This window comes from Cupriavidus sp. YR651, from assembly GCF_900101625.1.
In the GTDB taxonomy this organism is placed as follows: Bacteria; Pseudomonadota; Gammaproteobacteria; order Burkholderiales; family Burkholderiaceae; genus Cupriavidus.
Map to the genome: position 1 here is coordinate 477,248 of NZ_FMYZ01000003.1, position 17,417 is coordinate 494,664.

Consider the following 17,417-nt stretch of genomic DNA (forward strand, 5'->3'; position numbering starts at 1 on the left):
GAATGCCTCCAGCCTGTTCACGCCACATCCCGTCGAGCCTTTCCCTTCTTGAGTCCCCCCTTCGACGCCACCAGCAAGTCATAAAGCAGTTTTGCCGCCGCCGGCAGCGCGCGTCCGCGTCTCGAAATCAATCCCAGCGTCCGTGTCACCCGTGGATCCGACAGTGGAATCGCCGCCAGTGCCTTGTGGCCATCCGGCGGCAGCGCCATCCGGGGGACCACGCCGATGCCAATCCCCGCCTGCACCAGGCTCACCAGCGCGGGCACGTGCTGGACCTCGCAGAACCAGCGGGGCCGTTCCGGTAGCCGGGCCAGGGCCTGGTCGATCAGGAAGCGGTTGCCGCTGCCCTGGGCAAGCGTGATGTAGTCGTGCTCGCCGAGCTCCGACCAGTTCAGTTTCTTGCGGCTGGCCAGCGGGTGGTCGCTCTTGCAGGCCACGACGAAGGTCTCCTCCATCAGTGCCAGGAATTCGATGTCGGCTTCCTGCGTGCCGATGTAGGTAAGGCCGAAGTCGGCATCGCCGCGCGTGACCGCCAACAGGACATCGGCCGATGCGACATCCATCACGCGCAGGCGGATGCGGGGGTAGCGCCGGTGGTATTCCTCGACGACCGAGGGCAGGAAATAGCCGACGGCCGAGGGCACGCACGCGAAGGTGACCTCGCCGGAGAGGCGTTCGGCCACGTCGCGGATGCCGAGCATGGCGCCTTCCAGTTCGTTCAGCACATTGCGTGCCTTGTGGACGAACGCGCGGCCCACCGTGGTCAGCTCGACCTTGCGCGTGGTGCGGGTAAACAGCTCCACGCCCAGCGCTTCCTCCAGCTTGTCCACGCGGCGTGACAGCGCGGACTGGGAGAGGAAAAGCACTTCCGATGCGGCACGGAAACTGCCAAGGTCCGCCACCGACAGGAAGGCACGCAAATCCGCGAGGTCAAAATTCATGTGTCAAACGCAAGAATCAATCGGATTTTTGCACTTTACACGGAAACAATGCGATCCGATCATTGCGCATCGAAAAACGGCGAGGCACGGAGACAGCGCCCACGGGCACCCGGGATGACCTCGCATCCATCTTGAAAGATGATCGACATGCAAATCGAGCGCGTTCAACGCCGTCTCAATATCCTGCCTTCCCTGCGACAGCACTGCCTGAGCGGACTGTCGTCGCCGCAACGCCGCCGCAACCTCCTGTCGAGCCTGCTGACGGCCGTCGCATGGATGGCGCTGCCCGCCACGGCGCAGCCCCAGGGACCGCTTCAGGCCTGGGCGCCCGCCAAGCCGATCCGCCTGATCGTGCCCTATGGCCCGGGCGGCAGTTCCGACGTGATCGCGCGTTCCATCGCAGCCGAGATGTCCAGGGGACTCGGCCAGCAGGTCATCGTCGACAACAAGGGCGGCGGGCAGGGCTTGATTGCGATGCAGGACGCCGCGCGGTCGGCGCCGGACGGCTACACGATGGTGCTCGGCCACGTGGGCACGCTGGCGGTCAATCCGGCCATGATGCCGAAGCTGCCATACGACCCGTTGAAGGATTTCATGCCGGTGACGCTGCTGGCCAAGGTGCCGATGGTGTTTGCCGTCGGCCCGAATGTCCGCGCCGGCTCGTTGCCCGCATTCCTCTCGCTGGCGAAGGCGAAACCCGGCGTGCTGACCTACGGATCGGCGGGTAACGGCAGCGCCGGCCATCTGGCCTTCGAGATGCTGAAGGTCACCGCGCACGCGGACCTGGTCCACGTGCCCTACAAGGGCACCGGCGCCCAGATGACCGACCTGCTGGCCGGTAATATCGATGCCGCCTCCGCTGGCTTGCCCGGCTTCCTGCCCCATGTGAAGGCCGGCAAGCTGCACATCCTTGCGGTGGGATCGGCCGAGCGTCTGCCGGCGATTCCCGATGTGCCCACCGTGGCGGAGCAGGGCTATCCGGGCTTCGAGAGTTCCCAGTGGTTCGGCCTGATGGTGCCCGCCAATACACCGGCCCCGGTGATCGAGCGCCTGCACGCGGAAGCGCTCAAGGCGCTCGGCAGCCCGGCGGTGCGGCAGCGGCTGGCGGAGGACTCCAGCACGGCCGTCGGGCAGGGGCCCGAGGCCTTCGCCAGGTTCATTCGGACCGAACAGAAGCGCTGGGGCGACGTGGTGCGCAGTGCCCACGTGAAGGCCAACTAGACGCTTCGCTTTGTCCCTCTCAAGTCTTCTTTCTATCAATCTGGATAGCACTATGAATGCACGTACCGACAACCGGATCACCATGCCGGAAGCAGCGCTCCGCGAACTGGGCCGCCAGGCGTTCCAGGGCCTCGGGCTGACTGCGGCGGATGCCGGGGATGTGGTCGACATCCTTGTGATGGCCGACCTGTTTGGCCTGAGCACGCACGGCCTGAGCCGCGTGGAATCCTATGGCGAGCGCCTGGATGTCGGCGGCATTGCCGCGCGTCCCGAGATCAAGGTCGACCGCGTGGCCCCCGCGCTGGTCAAGGTGGATGGTGGCAACGGCGTCGGCCCCCTGGTCGGCATGCACGCGCTGCGCGCGGCCATGGAAGTGGCGGCGGAATGCGGCATCGGCATGGCGCTCGCGCGCGGCAGCAACCATTTCGGGCCGATCTCGCCGTACAGCCATATGGCCGCCGAGGCGGGTTTTGCCAGCATGATCGGCAGCAACGCCACCACCACCATCGCGCCGTGGGGCGGCAGCGACGCGCGCCTGGGCAACAGCCCGCTGGGCTTCGGCGTGCCGGGCTCCAATGGTGCGCACTTCATGCTGGACATGGCGATGAGCGTGGTGGCACGCGCCAAGATCCGCAACGCGCTGAAGGCTGGCGAGCCCATTCCGGATACCTGGGCCACGGACAAGGATGGCCGCCGGACCACGGATGCCCGCGCCGCGCTGGATGGCTTCCTGCTGCCCATCGGCGGCCACAAGGGCTATGGCCTGGCGCTGCTGGTGGACCTGTTCGCGGGCCTGCTGTCCAACGCGGCCTACCTGACACACGTGAAGTCGTGGGTGGACGCACCGGACGAGCCGCAGAACCTCGGCCACTTCTTCATCCTGATCGATACGCGCCGCCTGGGCTCCACGGAATGGCTGGCCGACCGCATGAAGGACTTCGCCGCCATCCTGCACGCAAGCCCCGCCGCGGAGGCCGGCAAGCCGGTGATCGTGCCCGGCGAAATCGAGCTGTCCAACATGGCGCGCCAGCGTGCCGAGGGCATCGCGCTGGACCCCGCCGTCATCGCGCTGCTGAAGCACCACGCCGGCCGCGTCATGGCCTGATCCACAACACTCGCTAAAAGAAGATCCGGAGACATCGATGAAGAAAGCGGCCATTCTGGCGCTGCTGGGCGGCGCCGTCCTGAGCGGTGCCGTCGAGGCACAACCGCAGGCCTATCCCAACAAGCCGATCCGTATGGTGGTGCCATACGCGGCTGGTGGCGCGGCGGACATTACCGCGCGCGTGGTCGGGCAGAAGATGGCGGAGACGCTGGGTGTGCCTGTGGTCGTGGAAAACCGTGGCGGGGCCAACGGCAACATCGGCACCGACGCGGTGGCCAAGGCCGCGCCGGATGGCTACACCTTGTTGCTGGTGGCCAGCGGCCCGATCGTGGTCAACCCATCGCTGTACGCCAAGGTCCCGTACGACCCCATCAAGGACCTGGCCCCGGTCAGCCAGATCACCACCTATCAGTACGCGCTGGTGGTGGCAAAGAATTCGCCGATCCGGAATGTGCAGGATCTGATCCGCATGGCCAAGGCCAGCCCCGGCAAGCTGAGCTACGGTTCCACCGGTATCGGCGGCGGCGGCCACCTGGCCGGCGAGCTGTTCGGCACGATGACCGGTACCCAGCTCACGCACGTACCGTACAAGGGCAGCGCGCCGGCGCTGGCGGATCTGCTGGGCGGTCAGCTGTCGTTCACGTTCGATACCGTGGTCACCACGGTGCCGCAGATCGCCGGCGGCAAGTTGCGCGCGTTCGCGGTGTCGGGCACCCGGCGCGCGGCCGGGCTGCCCGAGGTGCCGACGATGAGCGAGATCGGCTACAAGGGCTTCGATATCACGCAGTTCCAGGGCCTGATGGTGCCCGCCAGGACCGACCCCGCCATTATCGAACGCCTGCACCAGGCTGTGGTGCAGGCCCTCAAGTCCCCGGATGTGATCCGGCGGCTGGTGACCGAGGGCGGCAATGAACTGGTCGGCAGCTCGCCGGCGGAGTTCGCTAAGGTCATCCGGTCCGAATCGGCGATGTACGCAAAGCTGATCAAGGACGCCAACATCAAAGCGGACTAAGCCATGTACCAAATCGATGTGTTGATCCAGGGCTTTCCCGGCAAGGCTGTCTGCCACGGCGGCCTGGGCTGGAGCACGGTGACGCTGCTGCGCGGCCACGGCCGCACCATCCTGCTCGACGTCGGTGCGTTCGGCGTGCGCCGCGAGCTGGGCAAACAGCTGAAGGCACACGGCGTCGCCCCGGAGGCTGTCACGGACGTGGTGCTGACCCACGCGCACTACGACCACGCGGTGAACTTCACGTTGTTCCCGCAGGCCACCGTGTGGATCGGCGCCGACGAGCTGCACTGGGCCGCCAGCCAGCCGCCGGGGTTCAATCCGCTGCCGGAGCTGTACGTGAAGGAGCTGGCCAGCGCCAGCCGCGTCACGCGCATCCACGGAGACGAGGAATTCCTGCCCGGGCTGCGGGCCATCGACGCGCCCGGCCATACCCCGGGCCACATGGTCTTCCACCTGACGGCCAACGAGATTCCCGTGCTGTTTACCGGCGATGCCGCCAAGAACCGCGCGGAGCTGCTGTCGGGCCACGTGGACGCCAGCGGGGACCATGCGGTCAGCGAGCAGTCGCTGCAGACCATCTGGCGCCACTGGAAGCAGGTGCCGGGCACGGTGCTGATTCCCGGCCACGACCTGAGCATGCGGCTCGATGAGAACGGGCGGCCGGAATATATCGGCGAGCGGCGCGCGGCCATCGCTGCCTGGTTCTCCGAAAGCCTTGAGCAAACCACGTTAATCGATCTGTGCTGCGCGCCGCACTAGAGATCTCCACCACTGCGGTCAAGTCATGACTACCTTGAATTCAAGTTTCCCGGGCACTGTCGCCCCTGACGTCGTTACCGAGCTGGCACCCGGCGGCATCCTGCGCGCGTCCATCAACGTCGGCAATCCCATCCTGGCCAACCTCGATGCCGCAGGCCAGCCGTTCGGCGTCTCGATCGACCTGGCACGCGAGTTCGCGCGCCGGCTCGGCGTGCCCGTCGCGCTGGAGGTGTTCGACTCGGCCGGCAAGTCCGTCGACGCGGTCACCAACGAGCAGGCCGATTTCGGGTTCTTCGCCATCGACCCCGTGCGCGGCGCGGGCATTGCCTTTACCGCGCCGTATGTGCTGATCGAGGGCGCCTACCTGGTCCGCAACGAATCACCGCTGCGCGACAACGCGGAGGTGGACCAGCCGGGCCGGCGCGTCACGGTCGGAAAGGGCAGTGCGTATGACCTGTATCTCACGCGTGAACTGAAGCACGCCGAGATCGTGCGCGCGCCCACGTCGCCGACCGTGGTCGACACCTTTGTTTCCCAGCAACTCGATGTCGCGGCCGGCGTGCGCCAGCAGCTGGAGGCCGATGCCGCGCGCATTCCCGGCCTGCGCCTGCTGCCGGGTCGCTTCATGGTCATCCAGCAAGCCATGGGCTTGCCCAAGGCGCGCAGCGAAGCTGCCGTCGCGGTACTGCGCCAGTTCGTGGAAGACATGAAGGCCAGCGGCTTCGTCGCGGATGCCCTCAGGCGCCACGACATCCACGGCGCATCGGTGGCGCCCGCGCAGTAGAACTTCTCCGCGCCGCACGCCGCGCGCGCCCCGGGTGGCGCGCCGCCAGCCGATGCCTGTGAGCCAGCAGGCATCGCCGCCGCGGCGGTGGCACCCACCTTACACACGTCTTGCTGCCAACACGCCTGCCCATGGCGTGCGGGCGGCCTTTTGTCCGGAGAAAGCCGGCATCACGTCCGCAAGGACGCCAAATCAAGAAAGGGAAGGGTTCATATGAAGGTACGCTTTACCTGTCCGGGGCCGCTGGTGCCGCTGGTCATCGCCGGTGTTACCACCTGCTTCAGCGGCGCGGTGCACGCGCAATCCAACGTCTCGCTCTGGGGCATATTGGACGCCGGCGTCCGATATGCCACCAACGCCAATGCTGCCAGGAACGGCAAGCTCGAATTGTCGGAAGGTCCGGTCTTCGGCTCGCGCTTCGGCATGCGGGGCACCGAAGACCTGGGTGGCGGCACCAGCGCGTTCTTCGAGCTCGAAGCCGGCATGGACATGGGCACCGGCAACTCGCTGCAGAGCAGCGCCAGCGCCGGCTACACGCAGGTCTCGACCAACGGGCAGGGCCGGCTGTTCGGCCGGCAGGCATTCGTGGGGATGGATAGCCGCTATGGCGCGCTGTCGCTTGGCCGCCAGTACTCGGTGGCCTACCAGGCTATGGCCAACGCGCAGATATTTGGCAACCCGAACCTGGACACGCTGATCATCGCCGCCAACTACACCGGCAACCGCCAGGACAACGCGGTCAAGTACGAGAAAAGCTTCGGCGGCTTCCGGCTGGGCGCCGACTACGCGTTTGGCGAGACCGCCGGCAACTCGCGCGCCAATTCGGGCGGTGGCGTGGCGCTGTCCTACGAGGGTGGGGGTGCCAAGGTGGCGGGCACGTTCGCCAGCCTGAACAGCGCCGACGGCAAGGAAACGCGCAACGTATGGGGGCTCGGCGGCGGGTATGGCTTCGGACCGTTCAAGGCAACGCTCGGCTACATGGGTGTTCGCTACCGCACGGCCGATGTACGCAACGATGTCGCCATCGCGGGCTTCAGCTATAGCCCCAATGCCGCCTGGCGCGTCGGCGTCGGCGGCTTCCGCGACTGGCAGCGCGACCCCGGCGGCAGCCGTTCCACCGCCTACGGCATCATCGACTACTACTTCTCCAAGCGGACCACGGCCTACCTGGAAGTGGACTACAACCGCATCGCCGGCGCCTACACGCTGCTGAAGTCGCAGGGCGTGGTCGGTGGCAAGATCGGCAGCACGCTGGGCTTGCGGCACAACTTCTGATCGATAAAAGAAAGGAGGGCCGGCAAGTCTTGCCAGCCCTCCTTTCAAGCGATGTGGCCCGGTCAGGGCACGCATGGATCGATCAGTCGTCTGGCGTCATGCCAGTCGCTCCAGTCGCTCCAGTCGTTCAGCTCGCGGCAGTCGCGCCGTGCCGCTCAGAAACCGTAGAGGCGCGCGGGATTGTCCGCCAGTACCTGCTGCCGCAGTGCCGGCGTGGGAAACCAGTCGGCAATCGTGCGGGCCAGCATGCCGTCTGGCAGCACGCGGTAGCGGCTGACCTCGTGCGCGGCCTTGCCGGGATCGCGCCCCGTATGGGGCCAGTCGCTGGCCCACAGCACGCGCGCCGGCGCCACCCGCAGGAAGGCCCCCGCCCAGGCGGCGATAGCCTGGCTGGCGGCATCGCCCACCAGGCTATCGATGTCCAGCCGATAGGGCGCCGACAGCTTGATATAGGCATTGCCCGATCGCAGCAATGCCAGCAAGGCCACGGCCCGCGGATCGTCATGGGGCATCGTGGCCGGCACCATCGAAAAATGGTCGATCACCACCGGTACTGGCAACTGCACGAGCCGCTCGGCCAGCGCCGCGACGACGTCGAGCGCCGCGTACAACTGCAGGTGCCAGCCGAACGGTGCGACGCGGTTGGCCCAGCGCTCGAGCATGGCATACGTGGCATCCGCGTTGCGCAGGCCCGCGCTCTCCATATTGATGCGCAGGCCGCGCACGCCACGCCGATGCATGTCGCGCATCGCGCTGACGTCGATACTGTCGTCCACCACGGCGACACCTCGGCCGGCGCCCACCAGGCGGTCGAGACTCTCCAGCATGCAGCGGTTGTCCGTGCCGTAGACGCTCGGTTGCACGATCACCACGCGCTGCAGTCCCTGGCGGGACAGGTGGGCCAGCAGGTCCTCGTGCGAGGCCGGGCCCGGCGTGTAGTGCCGGTCCTCGACCATCGGGTACGCGGCGCGCGGGCCGATCACATGCGTATGGCAGTCGCACGCGCCCGGCGGCATCCCCATGCCGGCCATGACGCCGGCACCGTTCGTGATGTCCCCGACCATGGTGTCAGGCCTTCAGCAACCGTTGCGCAAAGGCCCGGCCCGTGGCCGCCGTGCCCAGATTGCCGCCAACATCGCGCGTGACCTCGCCGGCCTGTACCGCGGCGACCAGCGCCTCGTCCATCGCGTGCGCCGCCGCCAGGAAGGCCGGCTGGTTCTTGCGCTGGCCGTGCCAGCCAAGCAACTGGGCAGCGGACAGGATCAGGGAGAACGGGTTGGCAATGTCCTGGCCGGCAATGTCCGGGGCGGACCCATGGGCGGCCTGGCCCATCGCGTGCTCGCGTCCGGCGTTCAGCGACCCGCCCAGGCCCAGGCTGCCGGACAGTTCGGCGGTCAGGTCGGACAGGATGTCGCCAAACATGTTGGTGGTGACAATCACGTCGAAGCGCTGCGGCGCGCGCACCACGTGCGCCATCATCGCGTCCACGATGAAGTCGTCGACCTGGACCTCCGGAAACTCCTTCGCCACCTGGTGGCACATGTCGATGAACATGCCATCGCCAATCTTCAGCACGTTGGCCTTGTGCACGATGCTGACGTGTTTCTTGCGCGTCATGGCCAGCTCGAAGGCGGACCGCGCAATGCGCTCGCAGCACAGGCGCGTGATGCGGCGCAGGGACACCACTACGTCCGGCGTAATCAGCATCTCGCTGCCGCCCGACTCGATATTGCGGTCGGCGTAGAACCCCTCGGTGTTCTCGCGCACCACCACCAGGTCGAAGTCCGACGCCGCGCGATGCGTCAGGCCCTTGTAGGTGCGCGACGGGCGGATGTTGGCGTACAGGTCCAGTTCCTTGCGGAAGAACTTGGACGGGTTGATCTCGCCCTTGGCTTCGTCCTTGAAGTCATAGGTGGCCATCGGGCCGAGCATCAGGCCGTCGGCCGCCTTGACCTTCTCCAGCAGTGCCGGCGTGACGGTGGCGCCGTGGCGCTGCAGGCTGTCGTGGCCGGCCACGTCGTGGTCATATTCCAGCCCCAGGTTGAAGCGCGCCGACGCGGCATCAAGAACCTCGAGCGTGGCGGCCATGGTCTCGGGGCCGATGCCGTCGCCGGGAAGAACTACGATTTTCATGTTGGATTCCTGGATAAGAGTGAGCGTTGCGTGCTATTCGATATGCGCACCCGTCTGCTTGACGAGCTGCGCGAATTTCTGGATCTCGGCGCGGACGAACGCATCGAAGCGAGCCGGCGACAGCGGCTCCACGGCGCTGCCGTCCGCCTCGAAACGCGCGCGGACCTGTGGCTCGGCGATGATCTTGTTGATCTCGGTATTGAGCCGGGTCACCACGGCGTCCGGTGTCCCGTGCGGCGCGAAGTAGCCGCCCCACAGGCTGAATGCAAAGCCGGGCATGACCGTCTCCGCCACCGTGGGCACCTGCGGCAGCGCGGCCATGCGCTTTGGTGTGGCCACGGCCAGCGGCTTGATCTTGCCGCCCTTGAGGTGGGGCATGATCGCGGAGGCGCTGGAGAAGAAGAACTGCACCTGGCCGCCCATCAGGTCGGTGATCGCCTGGCCCGCGCCCTTGTACGGCACGTGGATCATCTCGGTCTTCGTGCCGATGGCCAGCGCGGCCGCCGCCAGGTGGCCCGGCGTCGCGGTGCCCGAGGATGCGTAGGAGATGCTGCCCGGTTTGGCGCGCGCGGCCTGCAGCAGTTCGCCAATGCTGTTGAACGGTGCGCTCGCGGGCGCCACCATGATCAGCGGCGCATTGCCGGCCAGCGCGACGGGGCGGAAGTCCTTCAGCGTGTCGTAGCCCGGCGTCTTCATCGCGGAGCCATTGACGGCGATCTCGCCGGTCTGGCCGAGCAGCAGGGTGTAGCCGTCGGCGCTGGCGCGCGCCACCATGCGTGTGCCCAGCGCGCCGCTCGCGCCCGGACGGTTGTCCACGATCACCGGCTGCCCGATCACGCGGGACAGGCGCTCGCCGATCAGGCGCGCAAACACGTCGCCCTGCCCACCGGGCGCATAAGGGACGACCACGGTAATGGGCTTGGCTGGGTAGTCGGCGGCCCACGCATTGCCGAGCACGCCAGAGGCCAGCGCGGCCGTGCCGGCGCGCAGGAAGCCGCGACGGTCAATGGCGCCGGCGGACCCGGAAAGCAGCCCGGCAAGGGATCCCGAAGCGTGGGGGGTAGTGTCGTTCAATCGATGTCTCCTCAATTGCTGTAAATCCGTAGATCCTGAAACCACGCGGGGCCAGCCTTCACTTCAACTGCATGCCAGGGTTGCTGGCCACGCCACGCCAGAGCGCGAGTTCCTTGTTCAGTTCCCGGCCGAAGGCGGCCGGCGTCAACCGCACCGCGTCGGCGCCTTCCTGCACCAGTCGCGCCTTGACCGGTTCCGCGGCGGCGGCGTCGTTGACCGCGCGGTTCAGCGCGTCGACGATCTGCGCGGGGGTATTGGCGGGCGCCAGCACGCCCCACCACGTCGTGATGTCCAGGCCGGGCACGCCAGCTTCCGCCATCGTCGGCACATTGGGGAACAGCGCGGAGCGCCGGGCGCTCGTCACCGCCAGCACCGGCACCTTGCCGGCGTGCACATAGGACAGGATGGTCGGCACGGTGGCAAAGAACACATCGATGCGGCCGGCCAGCAGTTCCACGGTGGCCGGGCCGCTGCCCTTGAACGGCACGTGCGTCATGTTCAGGCCCACCTTCTGGCGGAACATCTCGCCGGCCAGGTGGTTGATGCTGCCATTGCCCGCCGAGCAAAAGTTCAGGCCCTCGGGCCGTGCCTTGGCCGCGGCGATCAACTGGCTCACATTCTTTACGCCGAGTTCTTTCGACGTCACCACGAGCAGCGGACCGCGACCGATCATCGCCACGGGACTGAAGTCCTTGACCGGGTTATAAGGCAGCCTGGCCTCGATCGCCGCGTTGGTCGCAAAGGTGGAGGTGGCGAACAGCAGCGTGTAGCCGTCCGGCTTCGCCTTCGCCACCATGTCCGCGCCCAGCGCGCCACCGGCGCCGCCACGGTTGTCGATGACCACCGGCTGGTGCAGGCGGTCCGCCATGTTCTTGGCGATGTCCCGCGCGATGCTGTCGGTGCCGCCACCCGCGGCAAACGGCACGATCAGCGTGATCGGGCGGGCAGGGTAGTTGGGTTGCGCCGTGGCCAGCAGCGGCAATGCGGCCAACGCGGCCAGCGTGCCGCGAAGCAGGGTGAGCATGGATGTCTCCGATTTCTTGTTGTCCTGCCGACAAGGCATTGATGCGTTGACGCCTCGCTGGCTTCCGGCTTGCGCAATGATCCGCCAGGACCAATTTGCTGTAAATTGCAAATATCCTATTAATTGATGCCGAAAGTGAATGAATTTCGATCTCGCTGACCTCCGCGCGTTTGTCGCGGTTGCGGACCTGGGGAGCTTCCGGGCGGCCTCGGTGGCGCTCCATATCTCCCAGCCCGCGCTGTCCCGCCGCGTGGACAAGCTGGAGCAGGCGCTGGGCTTCCGCCTGTTCGAGCGCACCACGCGCAAGGTGGAGTTGAATGCCATGGGGCGCAGCTTCATCCCCAAGGCACGTCACGTGATGAACGAACTGGAGAGCGCGCTACTCGGGATGATGGACTTGTCGGACCGGCTGTACGGGCAGGTGTCGGTCGCCTGCATCCCGTCAGCAGTGGGCAATTTCCTGGCGGACGTGGTTCGGGAGTTCCATCGCCAGTACCCGCGTATCCACGTGCGCCTGATCGACGAGACCGCGGCCGAGATCCTGCTGGCGGTAGCGCGCTCGGAGGCAGACTTCGGTGTCAGCTACCTCGGCACCCACGAACCGGACCTGGAGTTCGAGCCGCTGATCGAGGAGACCTTCGTGCTGGCCTGCCGTCCGGACCATCCGCTGGCGCGGCGGCGCAAAGTCACGTGGACGGAGCTGGCGGAGCATGAGTGCGTGACGCTGGCGCCGGGCAGCGGTAACCGCATGCTGATCGACCAGGCGTTGTCGACCGTGACGGCCCGGCCCAGCTGGACGTGCGAGGTACGGCACGTGCCCGCGCTGGTCAGCCTGATCGAAAAGGGCATCGGCGTGGGCGCCGTGCCGCGCTTCGCGGTGCCGGAGCACGCGCAGGCAAGCCTGGTCAGCATTCCGCTGGTCGAACCCGAGATTGCGCGGACCATTGGCGTGACCCGCCGCCGCGGCCGGCCACTGACCCCTGCGGCGCAGGCGTTTCATGACCTGCTGGTGGCGTCCTATGCCGGCGATGCGCGGCGGAAAGGCCGTGGCAAGGTGAACAACGGTCGATGACGCAATGTGCTCACCGGCGCCATGTCCCGATTGCCCGGCAGGTCCAGGTCGAGCACGTTGGCGCACGTCGAAGGCTTGAGCAGCACGGGGAGGTAGACCAGGCCGAAGCTGATGGCGCCCTTCCGGATAACGCGCGGCACGGGGCTTTTCTCACGCCCGTTGTGGCGGAGGCGGGGGCATGTCGCCCGGCGGGGGATCGCTGATCGGTTCCGGCGCGCCCGGCGGCGGCTCGGGCGGCGGGGACTCCGGCTTCGGCGGGATGATGTCGGGTTCGGGTGTGATGTGCATGGGTAGGCGGGTCCGGAAGTGCGTATCCGTTTCGGGTTCAGGTGCCGGGTTCAGGCGTCGAGTTCATCCAGCAGGCGCGTCAGCGCGTCCAGGTCGGCCGGCTTGACCAGATGCAGGTCGAAGCCGGCCGCCTGGGTGCGCCGCCGGTCGTCGGGCTGGCCGAATCCGGTCAGGGCCACCAGCCGCGCGTGGCGTAGCTCGGGAATTTCGCGCAGCCGGCGCGCGGTTTCAAAGCCGTCCATGGCGGGCATGCCCAGATCCAGCAGGACCACATCCGGCCGAACGCTCGCCGCGCGCGCCACGGCACTCTGTCCGTCCGGCGCGGTGACGACCTTGTGGCCCAGCGTCTCCAGCGTCATGGTCATGGCTTCCAGCGCATCGACGTTATCGTCGACCAGCATGATCGTGTGAGGCGTGCCGGCCTGCGGCCGCGCCTTGCTGGTGGGCGGATGCCAGTTCTGCCAGGGTTCCACCGGCAGTTCCACGATGAAGGTGCTGCCCAGGTTGCGGCCCGGGCTCTCGGCGCTGACGCGGCCGCCATGCAGCCCGACCAGTTTCTGGACGAGGGTCAGGCCAATGCCCGCGCCTTCGCGCGCGGAGGCGTTGTCGGGGTCCGTGACCGCATCGGCCGGAGGGGCCGGCGCGGCATCGCGGTCGTCATGTTCCGCCCCGGCATACTGACTGGCGCCCGGCTGCGTGGCCGGATCGCTGCCAATGTCGGGCGGCGCCAGCGGATCGAAAAGCTGCCGGCGCAATGCCGGTGACAAGCCCGTGCCGTTGTCGCTGACCCGGACGATGACCTTGCCGTCGCTGGCCGTGGCCTCGACCGCCAGCGTTCCGCCTTCGGGGGTGTACTTGGCCGCGTTGTGCAGCAGGTTCGCAAAGATCTGGGTCAGCCGGATCATGTCGCCGCGAATCGGCAACGGTTGTTCGGGCAGCGACAGCCGCAGCGTGTGATGGCGTGCTTCCAGCAATGGCCGCACGGTTTCCACGGCCGTGTTGAGCGCGCCGCGCAATTCCACGAGGTCCCGTCGCAGCGTGATCTTTCCCTGGTTGAAGCGCGATACGTCCAGCAAATCATCCATCAGGCGCGTCATGTGATGAAGCTGCCGGCTGATGATGTCGCGCGCACGGAACATCTCCTCCCGCGTGGGGGAACACTGCTGCAGCAGGTCCACGGCGCTGCGCATCGGTGCCAGCGGGTTGCGCAGCTCGTGAGCGAGCATCGCCAGGAACTCGTCCTTGCGCTGTCCCTCGTTTTGCAGCGTGCGCTCCGCGCGGTTGTGGTGCGTCACGTCCTGGCAGATGCCGGCTACGCGCAGGCATCGCCCGTCCGCGCCGCGCACGGGGAAGGCGCGCATGTGGACTTCGCGGATCTCGCCGTTGGGCCGCTCGATCTGGAATGCCGTATCGAGCTTGCCGTCGCGCAGCATGCTCTGCCATCCGGCGCTCATGCGCGCGCGCTCTTCCGGCAGCACCCAGTCCAGCCAGCGCAGCGGGTCTTGCAGTACCCCTTCCACGGCCCGGCCCCAGAGCGACGCGAACGACGGGCTGACGAACAGGAAGCGATGGGTGGCCGGGTCCAGGATCCAGACGACGTCGGCCAGCGCCTCAGCCAACTGGCGGAACAGGTCTTCATTCTCGTGCAAGGCCTGCGAGGTCCGGCGATTGGCGTCCTCCGCACCGCGCATGCGCAACAGCGCGTTGATGCTCGACACCAGTTCCTCGGGCTCCGCCGGTTCCATCATGAAGGCGTCGGCGCCGCCGTTGAGCGCCTGCACGCGGCGGTGCGAATCCGCCACCCCCGGGGAGGTCAGCAGGACCAATGTGCCGGCGGTCTGTGGGTCCGCCTTGATCAGGCGGCAGACTTCCAGTCCGTCGATGTCCGGCAGCCGCATGCCCAGCAGCACCAGATCCGGCGCATGCTGCCGGATCAGCGACAACGCGGTCTGGCCGTTCGACGCCTCCAGGACCGAGAAACTGGCGCGCTGCAGGATCCGGCCCTTGACGTAGCGCGGACCCTCGCGATCCTCCACATTGAGGATGAGCGGGCGCCGGGATGAAGGATTGGCGGACGAGGCGTTCATGGCTGGCAGGCGGCATCGGCGGCCGCGATAGGGATGGCGTGGGACACGGCGCAACCGGCGGCGCAATCGGCGACGTAATTGGCGACGTAATTGGCGGCGATGGGGTCGCGATGCGTCACCTGGCGCATCGACAGGCACCGGGTGCGTGGCGAAATCGCCGCGTGGCGAGCTCTTTCGACGCGTTGCGTTGTAGAAATTACCTGCATATCGCCCGTCTCCTGTGTAGTTATGACACGGAAAACCCCGCTCGACGTGGGCGGGTCAGCGCCTCGGCCTGCCGCCTGGCTTCCGCGGCTTTTCGTGACCAGAGCAGTGGCAAGAAGCGTGCCGCACGCGGCAGTGGCGCTGACAGACGGACGCCGACATCGCGCCGGCCCGTCGGCGGCTTGCGGTCACCACGTCCCCGATAGCAGTTTGTTCGTGCGTGTCAGCGTCTGGTGGACCGAGTCGTGAGCGGCGCACGGATCGCGCCGCGCCACTTCCGCGCGCCGTGCTTCCACATCGGCGACGGTCCAGTGGGCGGCCGATGTCAGGCCGGCCAGTTCGTCCCACGCCACCGGCATGGACACGCCCAGCCCGGCGCGGGCGCGTGCGGAGAGCGCCGCCGCCGTGGTAGCGCCGACACCATTGCGCAGGTAATCGATGAAAATCTTGCCAGCCCGGTTGCGCGGGGCGCTCCGGGCTTTTCGTTTTACCCTTTACCTCGACTTACTCATGAGAAAGCTGAAGCACGTTGGCACCGATCAACGGATCGATCGCGCGCTCAAGGTGCTGACCGTGCACGGCGATGGTCACTTCGAGCGATCCGGTGCCCACTTCCATCGCCAGGATATGCCCACCGTAGGTATCGAACTTGCCATCGCCCGCCACGCCATGAATATGCACCGATGGCTTGCCTTCCTTCCACGCCAGGCTGCCGACCACGCTGGCCATTTCCACATCCCGATAGGTCTTGGGATTGAACTGCTGCTTCCCGGCATCCCAGAAGCCGAACGTCACGTTGGCGAAGCCGATGGCGGACAGGCTCGCGCTCGGTATCTTCTCGCATTCGGCGAAGGCGGCGAGCCGGTCCAGGACGTTGTCTCCCATGCGTAGCACCAGCAGGTAGCCCGTGGGCGTCTTGATATAGCGTCTGACGTCCGGATAGTTCTTGTTCTCGGGCTGGACGCGCAGCATGCCGTTGCAGCTGCCCGGCGTCGATGACTGCGCCTGTGCTGGCTGAACGGTGGCCATGGCTGCGGTGGCGAGCGTGGCTGCCGCCAGCAGTTGCGCCAGTCGGCTCGTTTTCTGTGCAAGGGCAGGGGTGGTGGTCATGTCGATCTCCTCGTTTCGGTGGTTTTTGAGAGTGATGGGGACTTCAATGCAGCCATGCGGCGGGTACCAGGATCAACTGCGGAAACAGCACGAACAGGAACATCAGCGCGGTCAGGCTCAGCAGGAATGGCCATACGCCGCCGATCACACTGTCGAGGCTGCAGTGCGAGGTGCCAGCCACGACGTTGAGCACGGTGCCGACTGGTGGTGTCAGTAGTCCGATGGCGTTGTTGAGAACGAACATCACGCCGAAATAGACGGGATCGATGCCCGCCTTGGTGATCACAGGCATCAGGATCGGCGTCATGATGAGCACCGTCGGCATCAGGTCCAGCGCCGTGCCGACCACGATCACCAGCACCATGATGATGAACATCAGCAGGATCTTGTTGCCGATGAACGGTTCCAGCAGCGCGGTCACCTGGGCGGGGATATCGGCGATCGTGATGAGCCACGCGGAAACCAGCGCGCACGCCACCAGGAACAGCACCGTGCTCGATGTCTTGGCGGCCGTGACAATCAGTTCCGGCACCTTGCGGAACTGGAGTTCGCCGTAGACCAGGCGCCCCACTGCCATCGCATACACCACGGCCACCACGGCGGCCTCGGTGGGCGTGAAGGCACCGATCTTCATGCCGCCGATGATGACAACCGGCAGGACCAGCGCCCAGATGCCTTCGCGCAGCGCGCGCAGCAGGCGTCCGGCCGAGAACGGTTGCACGGGGGCCAGGTCTTCCTTGCGGGCGCAGAAGTACCACGTGGCGGCCAGCGTCAGGGCCATCATTGCCCCGGGAGCGATGCCCGCCAGGAACAGCTTGGTGATGGAAATCTGCGCCACCACGCCAAACACCACGATGGCGATCGACGGCGGAATCACGGGCGCGATGATGCCGCCTGCGGCGATCAGGCCGGCCGCGCGCGGCACGTTGTACCCGGCATTGCGCATCATCGGAATCAGCAGGGCGGCCACGGCGGCCGTATCGGCCACCGCCGACCCGGAGATGCTCGCCACCACGGTAGCCGCGATGATCGCGACGTAGCCAAGGCCGCCGCGCACATGGCCCACCGCGGCATCGGCCACGCGAACGATGCGGCGGGACAGGCCGCCGGCATTCATCAGCTCTCCCGCCAGCATGAAGAACGGCACGGCCATCAGCGGATAGTTGTTGACGCCCTCGAGCATCGTCTGGGCCAGGATCTGCGTGTCGAAGTTGCCCAGGTGCAGCATCAAGGCGACGCCAGAGGCCAGCAATGCAAAAGCGATCGGCATCCCCAGCGCCATGGCGCCCAGCAGCGAGCCGACAAAGACAAAGATGGTCATGATGCGT

General features: G+C 66.9%; 17 protein-coding genes. 7 read left to right on the plus strand and 10 right to left on the minus strand.

Features of this window, described 5'->3' with window-relative positions; all coding sequences use genetic code 11:
* Positions 1-17: 17 nt before the first annotated feature.
* Positions 18-941, minus strand: a complete 924-nt coding sequence (locus BLR29_RS11885) for a LysR family transcriptional regulator (RefSeq protein ID WP_092137155.1) — start codon at positions 939-941, stop codon at positions 18-20.
* 276 nt (positions 942-1,217) lie between these two features.
* Between BLR29_RS11885 and BLR29_RS11890 the strand changes: the two genes are divergently transcribed.
* The 6 genes from BLR29_RS11890 (at position 1,218) to BLR29_RS11915 (ending at position 7,097) form a co-directional block, all read left to right on the plus strand.
* Positions 1,218-2,162 (plus strand): Bug family tripartite tricarboxylate transporter substrate binding protein, encoded by a 945-nt coding sequence (locus BLR29_RS11890; protein ID WP_092137326.1) that lies wholly within the window; start codon positions 1,218-1,220, stop codon positions 2,160-2,162.
* A 52-nt stretch (positions 2,163-2,214) separates the two neighbouring features.
* Positions 2,215-3,267 carry an Ldh family oxidoreductase gene (locus BLR29_RS11895; protein WP_092137156.1) on the plus strand — a complete coding sequence of 351 codons (1,053 nt, stop codon included), beginning with the start codon at positions 2,215-2,217 and terminating at the stop codon, positions 3,265-3,267.
* 37 nt (positions 3,268-3,304) lie between these two features.
* A complete protein-coding gene (locus tag BLR29_RS11900) occupies positions 3,305-4,279 on the plus strand; it encodes a Bug family tripartite tricarboxylate transporter substrate binding protein (RefSeq protein WP_092137157.1) in 975 nt (324 codons plus the stop codon).
* Positions 4,280-4,282: 3 nt separating this feature from the next.
* Positions 4,283-5,038 (plus strand): MBL fold metallo-hydrolase, encoded by a 756-nt coding sequence (locus BLR29_RS11905; RefSeq protein ID WP_092137158.1) that lies wholly within the window; start codon positions 4,283-4,285, stop codon positions 5,036-5,038.
* Positions 5,039-5,063: 25 nt separating this feature from the next.
* Positions 5,064-5,822 (plus strand): ABC transporter substrate-binding protein, encoded by a 759-nt coding sequence (locus tag BLR29_RS11910; protein WP_092137159.1) that lies wholly within the window; start codon positions 5,064-5,066, stop codon positions 5,820-5,822.
* A 213-nt stretch (positions 5,823-6,035) separates the two neighbouring features.
* Positions 6,036-7,097, plus strand: a complete 1,062-nt coding sequence (locus BLR29_RS11915) for a porin (RefSeq protein ID WP_092137160.1) — start codon at positions 6,036-6,038, stop codon at positions 7,095-7,097.
* Between the two features lie 155 nt (positions 7,098-7,252).
* Here the strand turns inward: BLR29_RS11915 and BLR29_RS11920 are convergent, their stop codons facing one another.
* From BLR29_RS11920 to BLR29_RS11935, 4 genes are read right to left on the minus strand one after another with little or no spacing between them, the layout of a single operon-like run.
* Entirely contained in the window at positions 7,253-8,161 is a 909-nt protein-coding gene (locus tag BLR29_RS11920; RefSeq protein WP_255371197.1) for an amidohydrolase family protein, read from the minus strand.
* A 4-nt stretch (positions 8,162-8,165) separates the two neighbouring features.
* Positions 8,166-9,230, minus strand: coding sequence for an isocitrate/isopropylmalate dehydrogenase family protein (locus tag BLR29_RS11925; RefSeq protein ID WP_092137161.1), 1,065 nt, complete (start codon positions 9,228-9,230; stop codon positions 8,166-8,168).
* 33 nt (positions 9,231-9,263) lie between these two features.
* Entirely contained in the window at positions 9,264-10,304 is a 1,041-nt protein-coding gene (locus tag BLR29_RS11930) for a Bug family tripartite tricarboxylate transporter substrate binding protein (RefSeq protein WP_255371198.1), read from the minus strand.
* Positions 10,305-10,362: 58 nt separating this feature from the next.
* Entirely contained in the window at positions 10,363-11,328 is a 966-nt protein-coding gene (locus BLR29_RS11935) for a tripartite tricarboxylate transporter substrate binding protein (protein ID WP_092137162.1), read from the minus strand.
* 139 nt (positions 11,329-11,467) lie between these two features.
* On the opposite strand from BLR29_RS11935, the gene BLR29_RS11940 reads away from it, so the two are divergent.
* Positions 11,468-12,400, plus strand: coding sequence for a LysR family transcriptional regulator (locus BLR29_RS11940; RefSeq protein WP_092137163.1), 933 nt, complete (start codon positions 11,468-11,470; stop codon positions 12,398-12,400).
* A 338-nt stretch (positions 12,401-12,738) separates the two neighbouring features.
* Here the strand turns inward: BLR29_RS11940 and BLR29_RS11945 are convergent, their stop codons facing one another.
* The 5 genes from BLR29_RS11945 to BLR29_RS11960 form a co-directional block, all read right to left on the minus strand.
* Entirely contained in the window at positions 12,739-14,775 is a 2,037-nt protein-coding gene (locus tag BLR29_RS11945; protein ID WP_092137164.1) for a hybrid sensor histidine kinase/response regulator, read from the minus strand.
* Positions 14,772-14,903 (minus strand): hypothetical protein, encoded by a 132-nt coding sequence (locus tag BLR29_RS32830; protein ID WP_255371199.1) that lies wholly within the window; start codon positions 14,901-14,903, stop codon positions 14,772-14,774. Before BLR29_RS32830 ends, BLR29_RS11945 begins: the two co-directional genes overlap by 4 nt.
* A 264-nt stretch (positions 14,904-15,167) precedes the next feature.
* Positions 15,168-15,425, minus strand: a complete 258-nt coding sequence (locus BLR29_RS32835; protein WP_369804599.1) for a non-homologous end-joining DNA ligase LigD — start codon at positions 15,423-15,425, stop codon at positions 15,168-15,170.
* A gap of 58 nt (positions 15,426-15,483) precedes the next feature.
* Complete coding sequence (locus BLR29_RS11955; RefSeq protein WP_255371200.1) at positions 15,484-16,089, minus strand: PPC domain-containing DNA-binding protein; 606 nt, start codon at positions 16,087-16,089, stop codon at positions 15,484-15,486.
* 43 nt (positions 16,090-16,132) lie between these two features.
* The gene (locus tag BLR29_RS11960; RefSeq protein ID WP_092137165.1) at positions 16,133-17,410 is read right to left on the minus strand and encodes a TRAP transporter large permease; all 1,278 of its coding nucleotides are present in this window, start codon (positions 17,408-17,410) and stop codon (positions 16,133-16,135) included.
* Between the last annotated feature and the right edge of the window lie 7 nt (positions 17,411-17,417).